Source organism: Sphingomonas sp. PP-CE-1A-559 (genome assembly GCF_004340965.1).
GTDB lineage: Bacteria > Pseudomonadota > Alphaproteobacteria > Sphingomonadales > Sphingomonadaceae > Sphingomonas.
Map to the genome: position 1 here is coordinate 1,176,723 of NZ_SLYA01000001.1, position 15,409 is coordinate 1,192,131.

Consider the following 15,409-nt stretch of genomic DNA (forward strand, 5'->3'; position numbering starts at 1 on the left):
AAGCGATGAAGATCAGCGCACGTAACCAGATTTCCGGCACTATCGTCTCGATCACGCCGGGCGCGGTCAACGGTTCGATCAAGGTCGATATCGGCGGTGGCAACGTCGTCACCGCCAACATCACTGAAGAAGCGATCGCCGACCTCGCACTCGCGACCGGCGATACGGTCACCGTCCTGATCAAGGCGAGCGACGTCCTGATCGGCAAATGATCGCGTGCCGGCCGTTCCCGCTTCGATGCTGGAACGGCCGGTAGAGGTTACAGACCGAAGCGCAACGTCGCGCGGAAATCGCGACCCGCAAGTGGGGCGAAGTCCTTCAGGAAGCTCGTCGCGCGGCGTGCGTTCACGTCGAACAGGTTGTTCGCGCTCAGCAGCAACGTCGTCTTCGAATCCTTGCCGAACGGGCTGAGGCCGATCGAGGCGTTAACCATCGTGTACTCGTTGGTCTTCGTCTCGAACGCGGCGATGCGGTTCTGGTCGAACACATGCTCGACCTCGACGCGGCCGTTGATCCGGTCGCCCTGCGCCTCGATCCCGCCCAGCACGCGCATCGGCGGGATGCGCGGCACGGGACCCTGGTCGACGATGTTCGCATGGACGTAGTCGCCCAGCACGTCGGCGTTGACCGCATAGCCGCCGATCTGCGCGACCTTCACCGACGCATCCGCCTCGAACCCGTAATAACGCGCATCGGCCTGCTGGTACTGGAAGCAGGGCAGGTCGACGGTCCGGCCCGAAGGATCGGCGGCAGCCTGGCAGACCGTCGAGGCGACCTGGTTCTCCGAGATGTAGTTCGAGAACCAGTTGTAATAGGCCGACGCGTCGAAGCTGAAGCCGTCGCCATGCGCGTGGAGCGTGCCTTCGAGGCCCCAGGACTTTTCCAGCCGGAAGTTCGGATTTCCGAGTTCGTACGCCTGCGTCCCGGCATGCGCGCCGTTGGCGAACAGTTCCTCGGCCGATGGCGCACGCTCGGTGCGCGAGCCGTTCAGGCCGACGCGGATGCTGTCGGTCAAAGCATAGGACGCGCCGAGCGAGCCCGAGACCGAATGATAGCTCTGGCTGCCGCGGAAGAAGCGAAAGTCGTCCTCGGGGGTGCGCGCGGCGAGATCGGTGATCTCGTAGCGGACGCCACCCTCGGCGTGGAACTTGCCGGACTCGTACTGCTGGAGCGTGAAGAGGCCGGTCTGGTTGGTCTCGTTCTTCGGCAGGAAGGCTTCGTCGCCGACCACGTTGAAGATGCGGTTGTAGAACTGCACGCCCGACGCGCCCTGCCATCCGCCTCGGTTCGCCTGTACCACCTCAAGGCGTCCTTCGAGGCCTTTGTTATAGAAGGCGGTACCGACGGAGTTGTCCTCCTCCAGTTCGAAATGGCGATAGCTCGCCTGGCCGGCGCGAACGCGGATCTTGCTGATGAAATCGCCGCCGGTGTCGATCTCGCCCCGCAGGTCGACGCGGTTCTGGACGACGTCGAGGCGGGGCGCTTCCTGCTCTTGGTCGGGCTGCGTGGCGTAGCGGATCGGTACGCCGTAGAGGCTGTCGTAGTGGCTGTACGAGATGCCGAGATTGCCGGTGTCGGTAATGATCGACGCGCCGGCACCCGCCGTCCAGGTTTCGGCCTGCGTGTTGGGGAGCTTGCCCTTCAACTGCGCCGAGGCGGCATAGTCGATCGGGTCGGCTTCGTTGGGATCGACGGGGAGGGCGGCCGTGGCCTGCGCCTGAGCGCGGGCGTCGCGCGAGAGGATGTAGCCGCCTGTGCGCAGGTCGCCGGACTTCAAGTACGAACCATCGGCGTGCAGCACGAGGTGCTGGCCGACCGCGACGTCGCCGGCCATGCCGCCGGAGCGCTCGTTGGCGGCCGAGCCGTAATTGGCGATACCGTTCACGCGGTACCCGTTCTCGGGCACCGACCGCGGGATGCGGGTATCGATAACGTTGACGACGCCGCCGACTGCCGACGTGCCGTAGAGCAGCGCGCTGGGGCCGCGGAGGATCTCGATACGCTCGGCGAGCAGCGGGTCGATGATGACGGCATGGTCGACCGAGGTGTTCGAGACGTCGATCGATCCGATCCCGTCGGTCAGCACGCGGATACGGTCGCCCTGAAAGCCGCGGAGGATCGGCCGCGAGGCGCTCGGGCCGAACGACGATGCCGATACGCCGGGCTGGCGGGCGAGAGTCTCGCCGATCGACGGCCGCAACTGGCGCGTGAGTTCCTGGCCGGTCAGGACGGTCGTGCCTTGCAGGACGTCGCGCTCGCTGGTCTGGATCGGCGCGGTGACGATGATGTCGCGCTGGTTGGTCGAACCGACCGACGTCGGTACGGGGGCAGGGGTCGGAGCATCCGTGGCGGCGGTTTGCGCATGCGCCTGCGGGGAGAGGAGCGCGGCCAGGGCGGTGGCGCCGAACAGCATCGTCTTCATGAAATTCCCTTGTGTCGTCCCTGTACGACACATCGGGTAGATTTGATGATACATCATATCAAGTGACAATGTTGCCATGAATGCGAATGGCGTCGCGACTGTTACCGCGATGCAACATGGTTTGACGTTCTCGGGGGGATCAAAACATTCGCCGTCATCCTGACGAAAGTCGGGATCCAGAGCCACGATTGGCGGCTTCCGTTGCTCTGGATCCTGACTTTCGTCAGGATGACGGAGTGGGGGAGGATCCGACTCCACACGCCGCCCCATCATCCCGCAACGATCAGATCCTTGATGCGCGTGGCCAAGGCTTCCATCGCGAACGGCTTTGTCATGACATGCATGCCGGGATCGAGATGACCGTTGCCGACGACCGCATTCTCCGCATAGCCGGTGATGAAGAGGATCTTGAGGTCCGGCCGCCCGATCCGCGCCGCGTCGGCCATCTGTCGCCCGTTCATGCCGCCGGGAAGGCCGACGTCGGTGACCAGCAGGTCGATGCGAATGTCGGACTGCAGCAGTTTGAGCCCTGATGCCCCGTCTGCCGCTTCGATCGCCGCGTAGCCAAGCTCCTCGAGCACCTCCATCACCAGCATTCGGACGGTCGGTTCGTCGTCGACCACGAGCACCGTTTCGCCGGCGTTCGCACGCGGGGCTTCGGCGTGTCCGGCGACGGTCTCGGTATCCTCGGCCTCACCGAAATGCCGCGGGAGGTAGATGCAAACGTTGGTGCCTTCGCCGACCTCGGAGTAAATGCGGACATGTCCACCGGATTGCCGGGCAAAGCCGTAGATCATCGACAAGCCGAGCCCGGTGCCGAGCCCGAGCGGCTTGGTCGTGAAGAACGGATCGAACGCCTTGGCGATCACCTCCGGGGTCATGCCCGTGCCGGTATCGGACACGCACAGCGACACATATTGTCCGGCATCGAGTTCGCGCTCGCGCGCCGTGCGGGCGTCGATCCAGCGATTGGCGGTTTCGATCGTGAGGCGCCCGCCACCCGGCATCGCATCGCGCGCATTGATGCACAGGTTGAGCAGCGCGTTTTCCAGCTGGTGGGGATCGACCAGGGTCGCCCACAACCCGACCGAGGCGACGACCTCGACCTCGACTTCCGGGCCAACCGTGCGCCGGACCATATCCTCGATTCCCCCGACCAGCCGGTTGACGTCGGTCGGCTTGGGATCGAGCGTCTGTCGCCGCGAGAAAGCAAGCAACCGGTGGGTCAGCGCCGCCGCACGCTTGGCAGCACCCTGCGCAGCCAGCGAATAGCGCTCGACGTCGTTCAGCCGCCCCTGGGCTATCCGTATGCCGAGCAGTTCCAAGCTGCCGGTAATGCCGGTCAGCAAATTGTTGAAATCATGCGCGATCCCGCCGGTAAGCTGGCCGACCGCCTCCATCTTCTGGCTCTGCCGCAGCGCCTCTTCGGCCTGCATCAGTTCGCGGGTGCGTTCGGCGACCTGTTCCTCTAGCGTCTCGTTCCACTGGGCGAGTTGCGCTGTCTGGCGGCGGCTATCGTCGATATCGGTATTGGTGCCGACCCAGCGCAGGATCGTGCCGTCATCGCCGCGCACCGGTTCGGCGCGGACCAGGAACCAGCGATATTCGCCATCCGCGGCTCGTACCCGGAACTCCACCGAATAGGGGGCGCCGGTCGCCAACGAAGTGCTCCATCGCTCGGCTGCCAAGGTGACATCGTCGGGATGCAACAGCCCGCCCCATACCTCGACGCCGTCGAGTTCGCCGGGGGCGAGCCCGTTATACGCATAGACCTGCTGGTTGAACCAATAGAGGTAGCCATCGGGTCGCGCCGCCCAGATCTGGTTGGGCACGGCCTCGGCGAACACCCGGAACTGTTCCTCGCTCGCGCGTCGTGCACCCTCGGCGCGCAGGCGCTCGGTGGCGGCGCGGACGCGTTCAGCGACTTCGCGCATCAGCAACTGGTCGTCGTCGCTCCACACGCGCGGCGCGGCGTGGTTGGCATAGATCAGCGCGACGAAATTATCCTGCTCCACCAGCGGCATGTTGACGAACGATGCCGCGCTGATCCCCCGCAACGCGTCGGCAAGATCGGCGGTTCGGGGATCGTGGGCGACGTCGGCGATGGCGACGGTGCGGCCCGCCTTCAGATCCTCGATATAGGAGCCATAGTCGCGAAACTTGAGCGTGCCCGCGAGCGTGACGATGCCCGGTGCGTTCCAGTCGCGCTCGACCCGGATCGTCTCGCGCGTCTTGTCAATCACGCCGTAGCCGACCCGGCTGACCTGTAGCGCGGCACCCAGGATCGCCGATGCCGCGTAGGCGATCTCGTCGGGATCGGTGAGGTCGCGGATCGCGTCGCTCAATTGCAGCAGGGCGCTCTGTCGGAGATCTGCCTGTTTGCGTTCGGTGATGTCGAAGCTGACGCCGGGGAAGCGCAGCGGCGTGCCATCCGAGGCAAGCCGGCAGCGGCCCTGCGCGGCGACCCAGCGGATCGCGCCGCCGGGTTGGACGAGGCGGTATTCTGCACTGAAGTCGCCACCGGTTTCGAGCGCATCGGCGATGGCCGCGCGGGTAGCTGGAAGATCGTCGGGATGAATGCCACCAAAGAACCGTTCGAGCGGCGCGCCTTTGCGACCGAGTTCCTCCGGAACGCCGTATAGTCGCGAGAAGCGTTCGTCGGCCTTCACCCGGTCGTTCGGAATGTCCCAGTCCCATGTGCCGATGCCGTTGCCGGCCGCGAGCGCCTGATTGAGCCGTTCCTCGCTTTCCTGCGTCGCGATAGCTGCGCGACGGTACGCGGATACGTCGGTGAACAGAACGGCGACGAGGCGCGGCGTCCCGGAACCGACCGGAAAGGCGTGGACGTCGAACCACCGGTCCATCGCGTCCGAACCATGATCGAACCGCGCTGGCTCGCCGGTCAGCGCGACCTTGCCATAGGCGTCGAACCAGAAGCGCTCGAGATCAGGGACGAGTTCGCCCGCCGTCCGGCCGACCACATCGAGCAGCCCGGTCTGGCTTTCGAACTGGGAATTGACCTCCACGAAGCGGTAATCGACCGCATGGTCGCCATCAAACATCACCTCGATGATGCAGAACCCCGCGTCGATCGCTTCGAACAGCGCATCGTAACGCTCCTGCGCCGGGTTGCCGCTATCAGGCTGGGTCGTCGGTCGCTGCATCGTATCTCGAACGTCTGAGGGCGCGCCTTACGCAACCAAGGCCGGCGAGCAAACGCACCAACGGTAAAACCGATCCGCGGTTCGGCTCAGATCGTGGCGGTCCGTTCGAGCGCTGCCGGCAACACCCGTGCAAGGCGATCGGCCCAGGCCGCACAGTCCTCCGTCGAGCCCAACAGATCCTGCCGGATCTCGATCTCGGCATAGGGGCGGGCGGGGTAGGCGTGGCGCGGAATGGTGTAGTCGATCTGGTCCATGCGGTAGGGTTCGTTGTCCCCCACGGTCAGGTCGGGCTCGTCGCGCAGGACGCCGAGCAGGGCGTGCGCGAACCCGGTATCGCCGCCGTCATGCAGGATACCGATCTGCCACGGCCGTTCGACGCCGCGCATCGACGGCGTGAAGCTGTGCAGCGCGACGAGTGTCGTCGTGATCCCCAGCGCATCGCGGCGCGCGAGTTCGGCGGCGATCGCTGCCTGATAAGGCTCATGGATCTCGGCGAACCGCGCCGCGACGTCGGCGTCCGACAGCGCCTGGTTGCCGGGCACCATGGTCCCGTCGCTGACGGCCGCGATCGCATCGGGCTGCTGTGCGCTCCGGTTGCAGTCGATCACCAGCCTCGAATAGGTCTGGCGGAGGAAGACCGCGTCGAGCCGCTCGGCCAACATCTGGCCAAGCTCGGCGATGCCGATGTCCCAGCCGATGTGCCGCGACAGTTCGGCATCGCTCAACCCCAGGGAGCCGAGCGCGGCCGGCACGGCTTTCCCCGCGTGATCGCCGATCAGCAGGAACGATGACGCACCTTCGGGGTTGACCAATGTGACCGGTGCGGCATCTTCGGTCCCAAGCAGCGATTGGCTGATAGCGGTCTTCATGCGACACGGATCCTCGATGCCATCTCTAACTCTCTCTCATGTAACCCGATACTCCTACCGCCATCCGGTAGCGTTTGGCGAGCATCGGATCATGGTTCGCCCGCGCGAGAGTTTTGACCAGCATTTGATCAATGCGCAGCTGACGATCAGTCCAGAGCCTTCGGATGTCCGATGGCTGCAGGACGTGTTCGGCAATTCGGTCGCGATCGCGACGTTCGACAAGCGCGCGAAGGAGCTCGTCTTCGACAGCCGTGTGCAGTTGCTGCACACGCCAGCCGAACTGCAGAACGTCGATATCGAGCGGTATGCGCGGCTGTATCCGTTCACCTATTCGTCGGAGGAGATGCCCGACCTGCTTCGTTCGATCGAGCGCCAGCATCACGATCCGCTGCGCCAGATCGACAGCTGGGCCCGGCGCTTCGTGCGGACCGACGGGCCGACCGATACGCTGGCGATGCTGTCGGACATGACCGCGACGATCCGGCGCGAATTCACCTATGTTCCGCGGCCGGAGAAGGGCACGCAGTCGCCGATCGAGACGCTCGCGACGCGCAAGGGGACGTGTCGCGATTATGCCGTGCTGATGATCGAGGCGGTCCGCGCGCTCGGCTTCGCGGCGCGATTCATCTCGGGCTATGTCTACAACCCCAGCGCGCGCGAGCAGCGGACCGGCGGCGGCAACACGCATGCCTGGGTCCGCGTGTACCTGCCGGGATCGGGCTGGGTCGAGTTCGATCCGACCAACGGGATCGTCGGCAACCGCGGGCTCGTCCGCGTCGCGGTCGCGCGCGACATCTACCAGGCCGTGCCGATCTCCGGCACCTGGAGCGGCTTTCCCGGCAGCTTTCTCGACATGACCGTGTCGGTGGACATCACGCTCGATGATGCCGACGCTGCGGGGCAACACTCGGCACAAACTTTAAAACAGGCGTGAAAAGGGGCTCTTCCATGCTGATCCGGACTGGCTATGACATAGTTTTCGAGACCGAGGTCGCGACGCCGATGATGGCGATGCTGAGCCTGCACCCGTCCCGCAACAAGGATCTCGTGACGCCGCACCGGATCGTCGCGACCCCCGACGTGCCGACCTACGACTATCTCGATGCGTTCGGCAACGTCTGCACGCGCATCACCGTGCCCAAGGGCGGCCTGACGCTGTCGTGCGACTTCACGATCGAGGACAGCGGCAAGCCCGATCCGATCACGCCGGACGCCGTCCAGCACGCGGTCGAGGATCTGCCCGACGATGTCCTGATCTACCTGCTCGGCAGCCGCTATTGCGAGACCGACCGGCTGACCGAGACCGCCTGGTCGCTGTTCGGGCATGTCCCGGCCGGCTGGCAGCGGGTTCAGGCGATCGTCGACTTCGTCCATGATCATGTCGAGTTCGGCTATCACTATGCCCGCCCGACGAAGACCGCTTGGGACGTTCATCAGGAGCGCCAGGGCGTGTGTCGCGACTTCGCCCACCTGGCGATCACGCTGTGCCGGTGCATGAACATCCCGGCGCGCTATTGCACCGGGTATCTCGGCGATATCGGCATCCCGCCGGTCGACGCACCGATGGATTTTTCGGCTTGGTTCGACGTGTATCTGGGCGGCACGTGGCACACGTTCGACGCTCGCCACAATCGCCCGCGGATCGGCCGCATCCTGATGGCGCGGGGCCGCGATGCAACCGACACTGCGCTGACGACGACGTTCGGTCGGGCGCAGTTGGTCCGGTTCGACGTGCATACCGACGAAGTCTTTGCCGACGACCAGCCGAGCGGTAAAAGCGCAGCCGAAGCGGCGGCCGCGAAAACTTAACCCTTGTGGGTAAGGTCGCGTTCGGCCTAACGGCACCGATCCTCAAACTTATGCTGCGATGCACAACATGACTTCGACCCCAGACACCTCCGCGCCGAACAACGCGAACGCGCTGCTTCTCCAGGCGATCGCGTTGCGCAAGTGCATCACCGCGACCTACAACCGGATGGTCTGCACGCTTGCGCCGCACATCCTGTACACCAAGCATGACGATGTGTTCGTCGATGCGGTGACGCTCGAGCGCGATGGCCAGCCGCCCAAGGAGATCAAGCTCGGGACGTTCAAGCTCGCCGGGCTGAAGGACATCGAAGTGACCGATCGTCCGTTCGTACCCGACGCGATCTTCAACCCCGGCGATATCAAGTACGACCGCGTTACGCTGTTTGTCGTGGATCGTAGCTGACTTAGAACTGGTCCTCCCCTGGCGGGGGAGGATCAGATAGCCCTCAAACCGCCGGCGGCAACCACGCAGTCTCGATCTCGCCGTAGCGATCGGTAAATCCGGTCGCCGCGACCAGCGCCGCTTCGTCTACGATCCGGACCCGCCGCCCGTTCCGCTCGATCACGCCCGCCTTCTCCAACGCCCGGATCGTCCGGTTCACGTGAACCTTGGTCAGCCCGAGCGCATCGCCGATATCGGTCTGTGTCAGCGGCAGGTCGAAGGAATCGACGATCCCCCCCGCCGTCACGCGCAGCCGCGCCATGATGTCGAGCAGCAGCGTGGAAAGCCTTTCGCTCGCCCCCATCCGTCCGATCGTCGTCAGCCGGTCGCTCATCGCGACGTTCTCGGCCGCGGCGATCGCATAGAGCAGCCCGGCGATCCGCGGTTGCGCGCGGAACAGCAGCCCGAGTTCGGTCTTCGGCAAATCGATCACGATGCAGTCCGAGATCGCGGTCAGTGTCGCCGCCGCTTGAGACCACGCCATGCTCGACGTGCCGATCAGGTCGCCCGCATAGTGGAAGCGCAGGATCTGGCGCCCGCCGGTTACCAGCTTGGTCGAGGAGTGCAGCCACCCCTGGCGCACGACGTACAGCGCGTGGCTTTCGCCACCTTCCGCGACCAGTACGTCACCCGCGCGCAACCGCCGCTCGCCGCGTTCGGCGTGCAGGATCGCCTCGCGTTCGGCGTCGGTGAGATCGAGATGCCGCCCCAGTCGTGCGATCAAACCGCTCAATTGCATGCTTTACCCTTTTCCTTGCGCGCGGCTATTGCCGTCCCGCCGCCAAATTATCGTACCGCGCGTCGTGGATCGCGCGATCCTTTGTAAGTCTATCGACGACGATGCAACGCCGTCATTGCGATCGTCCTAACGCGCTTTCCACCAGCGGCGCAACGCGGGCGGTGATCCGGTCGACGCCCGTCCGGTTGGGATGGACGTGATCCGCCTGCATCAGCGCGGCGTCACCGATGACGCCATCCAGGATGAACGGGTAGAGCGTCGCGTGATAGGACTTGGCCAAGTCGGTCCATATCCTGTTGAACTGGGCAGAATACTCCGGACCCAGATTGGACGGCGCCATCATGCCCGTCAGCATAACCGGGATGCCGCGACGCTTCGCCTCGTCCATCATCGCCGTCATGTTGGCGCGCGTCTCGGCCGGGGAAATCTGGCGCAGAACATCGTTGCCGCCGAGCCCCAGCAGGATGAGGTCGGGTTTGCGCTTCATGTTGTCGAGCGCGAACGCGAACCGCTGCCGTCCCGCCGCGCTGGTATCGCCCGAGACGCCGGCATTGACGATCGTCGCGTTGATCCCGTCCTTGCGCAACCGGTTCTGCAAGGCGTCGGGCAGGCTCTGGCCGCGGTCGAGGCCGTAGCCGGCGTACAGGCTGTCCCCGAAGGCCAGGATCAGGCGCTCCGGACCCTGCGGTGCTGGTGTCGCGGCAACCGGCGAGACCGTGTTCGTCGCGAGCGGCGGCGCAGGGACTTCGGGTGTCCGATCGCAGCCGGCCAGCAACCCCGCTTGGAGAAGCGCCAGTCCGCCCCCATAAAGAGGCCAGAATCGCATCTGTTTCTCCAAGATATTGGTCTCCATGTCCGAACCTGCTTCCGCCGATATGGTGATCTCGGCGCGCGATGTCACGCTGACACTCGGCGCTTCGACCGCTGCGACGACGATCCTCAAGGGCATCGATCTCGACATCGCGCAGGGCACCAGCGTCGCGCTGCTCGGGCCATCCGGGTCGGGCAAGTCTTCGCTGATGGCGGTCCTCTCCGGACTGGAGCGGGCGACTAGCGGTCGGGTCCAGGTGGCGGGCCTCGATTTCGGCAAGCTCGACGAGGATGCCCTCGCGCGTGCGCGTCGTGGACGCATCGGGATCGTCCTCCAGGCCTTCCACCTGCTGCCGACGATGACCGCGCTTGAGAACGTCGCCGTGCCGATGGAACTGGCCGGGATGGCCGATGCATTCGAGCGCGCGGAAGTCGAACTTGCCGCAGTCGGCCTCTCGCACCGGATCGGCCATTACCCCACGCAATTGTCCGGTGGCGAGCAGCAGCGCGTGGCGATCGCCCGCGCGCTCGGTCCGCGCCCTGCGCTGGTCTTCGGCGACGAACCGACCGGCAACCTCGACGCCGCCACCGGCGCGTCGGTCATGGACCTGTTGTTCGACCGCCGCGCCGCGACCGGTGCCACGTTGATCATCATTACCCATGACCCCGTACTCGCCGCGCGCTGTGATCGCATTGTCGAACTCGCCGACGGCCGGATCGCCGCGGATCGCTTGCGGTGAGCGAATGGCGGCTGGCGTGGCGGCTTGCCCGTCGCGAACTCGATCTTCGGTTTCGCGGGCTGCGGCTTCTGCTCGCCTGCTTGTTCCTTGGCGTCGGCGCGCTGGCGGCGATCGGCAGTCTGACGCAGTCGATCGACGGCGAACTCGCGGCCCGCGGCAGCGCGATCCTTGGCGGCGATGTCGAGTTTGGCACGTCGCAGCGTGCCGCTACGCCTGACGAACGGGCGGCGATGGCGCGGCTCGGCACGGTGTCCGAGACCGTACGGATGCAGGCTACCGCGATCCGGGGCACCAACAGCGTGCCGGTCCAGCTCAAGGGCGTCGATGCGGTCTATCCGCTCTACGGGACGCTGGCCGTACAGGGTGGATCGGTCGCGAAGGTCGATGATCCCAGGGCGATCTGGATAGTCCCGGCCTTGGCGCAAAGGCTCGGGGTCGGCCGCGGCGCGCACGTACGGCTCGGGATTGCCGACTTCACCGTCGCTGGCGTGATCGCGAACGAACCGGACCGGCTCGGCGAGGGCTTTACTCTCGGCCCCGTCGCGATCGTCTCGATGGCAGGCATCGTTCGCACCGGTCTCGTTCAGCCCGGCAGCCTGTACGAGACCAAATATCGGGTGCGCCTTTCGCCCAACGCTTCGCCGACGACCGCGGTCGATCGGTTCAGTGCGGCATTCCCGACCGGCGGCTGGGAAACCAAGACGCGTGACCGCGCTGCGCCCGGTGCCGAACGCTTCGTCGATCGCATGGGGCAGTTTCTACTGTTGGTGGGGCTGTCCGCGCTGGTCATCGCCGGGATCGGCGTCGGCAACGGTGTGTCCTCCTATCTCGCCGCCCGCCGGAGCAGCATCGCGGCCTTGAAGGTGCTCGGAGCGACGTCTGCCCTCATCGCCAAGATCTACCTTCTCGAAGTCGCGGTCGTGGCTGCGATGGGGATCGTTGCCGGTCTGGTCGCAGGCGCTGCAACGGTACCGCTGATCGTCTGGCTCGCCGGCGACGTCCTGCCGGTCGCGCCGCAATTCTCGCTCCAGTCCGCGCCGCTCGCGCTCGCCGCTGCCTACGGCATGCTGATCGCGCTCGCCTTCACCGCGCCTCCCTTGATCGAGGCGGGCAGCATTCCCGCGGCCGGCCTGTTGCGCGGCGTGTTCGGCAATCGTGCCGTGCCGCTGCGCCGAACCTTGCCCTGGGTTCTCGGTGCTGGAGTCGCGATCGTCGCGCTCGCGCTGTCGACTGCGGACCAGCCTGGGCTCAGCGCAGGCTTCCTCGCGGCGGTGGCCGGCGTGTTGCTGGTGCTGGCAGGGTTCGGCTGGGCCGTGCGCCGGATCGCCGCAGCGCTTCCCCGCTCGCGCAAGCCGTTGCTCCGCCTCGCCATTGCCGGACTCCACCGCCCCGGCGCGCGGACCGGCACTTTGGTCGTCGCACTCGGTCTAGGCCTAACGCTGTTCGTCCTCCTGGCGGGCATTCGCACCAGTATCGATGCGAACATCGCGCTCACCGTCCCCAAGCGCGCGCCGGCGCTGTTCGCGCTAGACGTGCCGCCTGACCGCGAGGCGGAGTTCCGCCAGACCATCGAACGCGTCGCGATCCACCCGGTCATCCGCACCGTGCCGGCGATGCGCGGTACGATCACCGGCTACGGCACGACGCGCGTCGCCGATCTAAAGACGCTGCCCGACGGTGCATGGGCGTTGCGCGGCGAACGCGGGCTGACCTACGCCGCGACTTTGCCAGATGGAAGCGAACTCACCGCCGGTCGGTGGTGGCCGCGTGACTATAAGGGACCGCCGCTGGTCTCGATCGACAAGCGACTGGCCAAGGTGCTGGCGCTCAAGATCGGCGATCCGCTCACGTACACCTTGCTCGGCGTAGAGCGGACCGCGCATATCGCCTCGTTCCGCCGGATTAGCTGGGATACGCTCGGCTTCAATTTCGTGATGGTGTTCTCGCCAAATGCGATCGAGGACGCGCCGCATAATCTTGCCGCGACGATCGAGCTCGCACCGGGGCAGGAGGCGCCCGTCATGCGCGCGCTGCTGCCGCGCTTTCCGTCGGTCTCGGTGATCGAGGTTCGCGGCGTGCTGGGTCAGGTCCGCGACATCGTCTCGCAGATGGCGACGGCGATCACCGCCGCGGCGTCGGTGGCGATCCTCGCCGGGATCGCGGTGCTGATCGGCGCGATTGCCGCAGCGCGAGAGGCGCGCACCTATGACGGCGTGATCCTGCGGACGCTCGGCGCGACCCGGCGACAGGTGCTCGCGGTACAGGCGCTCGAATACGCATTCCTCAGTATCGTGCTGTCGGTACTTGCGTTGCTGCTCGGGCTCGGTGGTGCCTGGTATGTCGTGACGCAACTCTTCAGTTTCGAATGGCGCCCGGATTACGCGACCGTCTTGGCGACGTTGCTGGGCGGGGCGGGGCTGACGATGGTAATCGGGTTGATCGGTGCGTGGCCCATTCTGGGCGCGCGGCCCGCACAGGCGTTGCGGCAACTCTGAGGGTCCGTTTGCGTCCGTGCAGCGTTGGGCCGCAATACACCGAAGGAGGCAAGACGCTGAGCACGCACGAAACACCATCCGAGCATCAGGCCACCAGCCCCTGGTCGACGTCGGCACGCGAATGGTGGAAGGTCCTGAAGCGCACCTGGGCCGAGGGGAACGACGACAATATCGGTCTGATCGCGGCGGGTACCGCATTCTACGGGTTCGCTGCGATCGTTCCGCTGCTGGCATCGGTGGTACTGATCTACGGTCTGGTCGCCGACACCGCGACGGTGGTCGCGAACATCCGCGCGCTGTTCAACGTCCTCCCCGAAGATGCGGCAAGGGTAATCGGCGACCAGCTTGCGACCGTCGTCAATACGTCGGAAGGCAAGAAGGGTTTCGGCCTCGTCATCGCGCTGGGCATCGCCTTGTACGGCGGCACTAAGGGGGCATCGTCGATCGTCACCGCGCTCAACATCGCCTATGAAGAGAAAGAAACGCGTGGGTTCATAACACTGAACCTCCTCGCTTTTGCGATCACCGGTGGTGCCGTGATGCTCGCCTTGGTCGCCGCCCTCTCGACGGCAGCGTTCGCGCTGCTCGACAGCCTGATACCCGGCGCGCCAGAAATCCTGCTCCTGGCGATCCGCCTCTTAAGTTACGGCGTGCTCGCTTCGCTGGGCGTCACGGCGGCGGCATGCTTGTATCGGTTTGGCCCTAATCGTCACAAGGCGAAGTGGACATGGCTGACCCCTGGATCGCTGGCCGCGACCGTCATCTGGCTTGGTGCAACAATAGGGTTCGGCGTCTATGTCTCGCGCTTCGGAAATTACGGCGCGACCTATGGCTCGCTCAGCGCGGTCATCGTGCTGCTGACGTGGCTATGGCTGTCGGCCTACGTCTTCCTGCTCGGCGCAGAGCTGAATTCGGAACTCGAACACCAGACGACGAGCGATACGACGATCGGCGGGGCCACCCCGATGGGAACGCGAGGCGCGACCGTCGCTGACACGGTTGCAACAGACATGGCCTCGAAGCCAGTCGTTCAGCCTGAGGAGCCGGACAGGGCAGGGGTCCTGGCCGTAGTCCATTTGAGTGGCGTGCATGCAGGCTTGCCCGCGTCGCTTCTGGCGCTGGGCGGTCTGCGGTCGATCCGTCGTGGTTCGCCAGTTGCTGGCCTTGGCATGATCGCGATCGGCGCCGCGCTGGCACATAGGAAGCGTAATCCATCGAGTAAAGCAACGACGAAGGTGCGAGCGAAGGCCTGATGACATACGGGCAGTCGACCAAGCTGTTCTTCGATGGCGGATGCCGGCCAAACCCTGGCCCGATCGAATGTGCTGTCGTCCGCAAGGGCGTTACCCACTACCGGCACGATCTGGGTGAGGGCACAAACAGCGACGCCGAATGGCTAGCCGCGATCCATGCGTTGGAGATCGCTCAACTAGAAGGCGATCGCGACATCACGCTGCTAGGCGATTCTACCCTGGTCGTGACGCAAGCCAGCGGTAAGGCCCGGTGCCGTTCGGCAGACTTGGAAGTGCACCGTAGTAGGTTCGCGGCACTGGCCGAACGTTTCGACCGCGTCCGTATCCGGCATATCGGTCGAGCCCAGAACCTTGCCGGCATTGCGCTCGCCCGGCTGCATCCTCGCTAAGGCCGACGGAGGGTTGACTCAGGCGCGCGACACTAGTTTTCCGAAAACTGACCTCAAACTGTAAAAAAGCGTTTGACGGGTCGGGGAGGTGGCCCTAGAGGGGTGTCACCGCAGCGAACGGCCACACGGTCTGGACGCAGCGGTCGCAAGAAAACCAGATGCTCCAAATCTTCCGCAAGGGAGGTTATGCGAGTGTCGGTATTTTTGTCGGCTCTTTGACATTGTAGGTTAAGATGAAGGGACATGTGGGCGGCGGCTTGCGGTTTCCGGGCTCCTC

At 65.3% G+C, this 15,409-nt stretch carries 13 protein-coding genes and 1 pseudogene; 8 read left to right on the forward strand and 6 right to left on the reverse strand.

The genetic code is table 11. The features are described 5' to 3' along the window. Positions 1 to 5: 5 nt before the first annotated feature. Positions 6 to 212, forward strand: coding sequence for a TOBE domain-containing protein (locus C8J42_RS05390; RefSeq protein WP_056063255.1), 207 nt, complete (start codon positions 6 to 8; stop codon positions 210 to 212). Positions 213 to 259: 47 nt separating this feature from the next. Here C8J42_RS05390 and C8J42_RS05395 read toward each other — a convergent pair whose 3' ends face one another. The 4 genes and pseudogenes from C8J42_RS05395 to C8J42_RS05405 all read right to left on the reverse strand — a co-directional run bounded on the left by C8J42_RS05395 (position 260) and on the right by C8J42_RS05405 (position 6,455). Next, the gene (locus C8J42_RS05395) at positions 260 to 2,422 is read right to left on the reverse strand and encodes a TonB-dependent receptor (RefSeq protein WP_133019147.1); all 2,163 of its coding nucleotides are present in this window, start codon (positions 2,420 to 2,422) and stop codon (positions 260 to 262) included. A 269-nt stretch (positions 2,423 to 2,691) separates the two neighbouring features. Further along, a complete protein-coding gene (locus C8J42_RS05400) occupies positions 2,692 to 5,286 on the reverse strand; it encodes a PAS domain-containing protein (protein ID WP_259457505.1) in 2,595 nt (864 codons plus the stop codon). A 75-nt stretch (positions 5,287 to 5,361) separates the two neighbouring features. Further along, positions 5,362 to 5,586, reverse strand: a pseudogene (locus C8J42_RS20620) (PAS domain-containing protein); the annotation flags it as partial. Between the two features lie 86 nt (positions 5,587 to 5,672). Beyond that, on the reverse strand, positions 5,673 to 6,455 hold the full coding sequence (locus C8J42_RS05405) for an N-formylglutamate amidohydrolase (protein ID WP_056063261.1): 783 nt from the start codon (positions 6,453 to 6,455) through the stop codon (positions 5,673 to 5,675). A 16-nt stretch (positions 6,456 to 6,471) separates the two neighbouring features. Between C8J42_RS05405 and C8J42_RS05410 the strand changes: the two genes are divergently transcribed. From C8J42_RS05410 to C8J42_RS05420, 3 genes are all read left to right on the forward strand, one after another. Then, on the forward strand, positions 6,472 to 7,389 hold the full coding sequence (locus tag C8J42_RS05410; protein ID WP_056063264.1) for a transglutaminase family protein: 918 nt from the start codon (positions 6,472 to 6,474) through the stop codon (positions 7,387 to 7,389). A gap of 14 nt (positions 7,390 to 7,403) precedes the next feature. Beyond that, positions 7,404 to 8,264, forward strand: a complete 861-nt coding sequence (locus C8J42_RS05415) for a transglutaminase family protein (protein WP_133019148.1) — start codon at positions 7,404 to 7,406, stop codon at positions 8,262 to 8,264. A gap of 67 nt (positions 8,265 to 8,331) precedes the next feature. Then, entirely contained in the window at positions 8,332 to 8,667 is a 336-nt protein-coding gene (locus tag C8J42_RS05420) for a hypothetical protein (RefSeq protein WP_056063484.1), read from the forward strand. A gap of 43 nt (positions 8,668 to 8,710) precedes the next feature. Here C8J42_RS05420 and C8J42_RS05425 read toward each other — a convergent pair whose 3' ends face one another. Then, positions 8,711 to 9,439: a Crp/Fnr family transcriptional regulator gene (locus tag C8J42_RS05425; protein WP_162236896.1), complete on the reverse strand. Its 729-nt coding sequence runs from the start codon at positions 9,437 to 9,439 to the stop codon at positions 8,711 to 8,713. Positions 9,440 to 9,557: 118 nt separating this feature from the next. Then, positions 9,558 to 10,271 carry an arylesterase gene (locus C8J42_RS05430; protein WP_133019149.1) on the reverse strand — a complete coding sequence of 238 codons (714 nt, stop codon included), beginning with the start codon at positions 10,269 to 10,271 and terminating at the stop codon, positions 9,558 to 9,560. Between the two features lie 25 nt (positions 10,272 to 10,296). Between C8J42_RS05430 and C8J42_RS05435 the strand changes: the two genes are divergently transcribed. Genes C8J42_RS05435 through C8J42_RS05450 form a run of 4 tightly spaced genes read left to right on the forward strand, consistent with a single transcriptional unit; the run spans position 10,297 to position 15,132 of the window. Further along, positions 10,297 to 10,995 carry an ATP-binding cassette domain-containing protein gene (locus C8J42_RS05435; RefSeq protein ID WP_243644096.1) on the forward strand — a complete coding sequence of 233 codons (699 nt, stop codon included), beginning with the start codon at positions 10,297 to 10,299 and terminating at the stop codon, positions 10,993 to 10,995. After that, positions 10,992 to 13,490, forward strand: coding sequence for an FtsX-like permease family protein (locus C8J42_RS05440; protein WP_133019150.1), 2,499 nt, complete (start codon positions 10,992 to 10,994; stop codon positions 13,488 to 13,490). The genes C8J42_RS05435 and C8J42_RS05440 overlap by 4 nt, the downstream gene beginning before the upstream one ends. A gap of 8 nt (positions 13,491 to 13,498) precedes the next feature. Further along, a complete protein-coding gene (locus tag C8J42_RS05445) occupies positions 13,499 to 14,743 on the forward strand; it encodes a YihY/virulence factor BrkB family protein (protein WP_165895431.1) in 1,245 nt (414 codons plus the stop codon). Continuing rightward, complete coding sequence (locus C8J42_RS05450; protein WP_133019152.1) at positions 14,743 to 15,132, forward strand: reverse transcriptase-like protein; 390 nt, start codon at positions 14,743 to 14,745, stop codon at positions 15,130 to 15,132. The genes C8J42_RS05445 and C8J42_RS05450 overlap by 1 nt, the downstream gene beginning before the upstream one ends. The last annotated feature ends 277 nt before the right edge of the window (positions 15,133 to 15,409 follow it).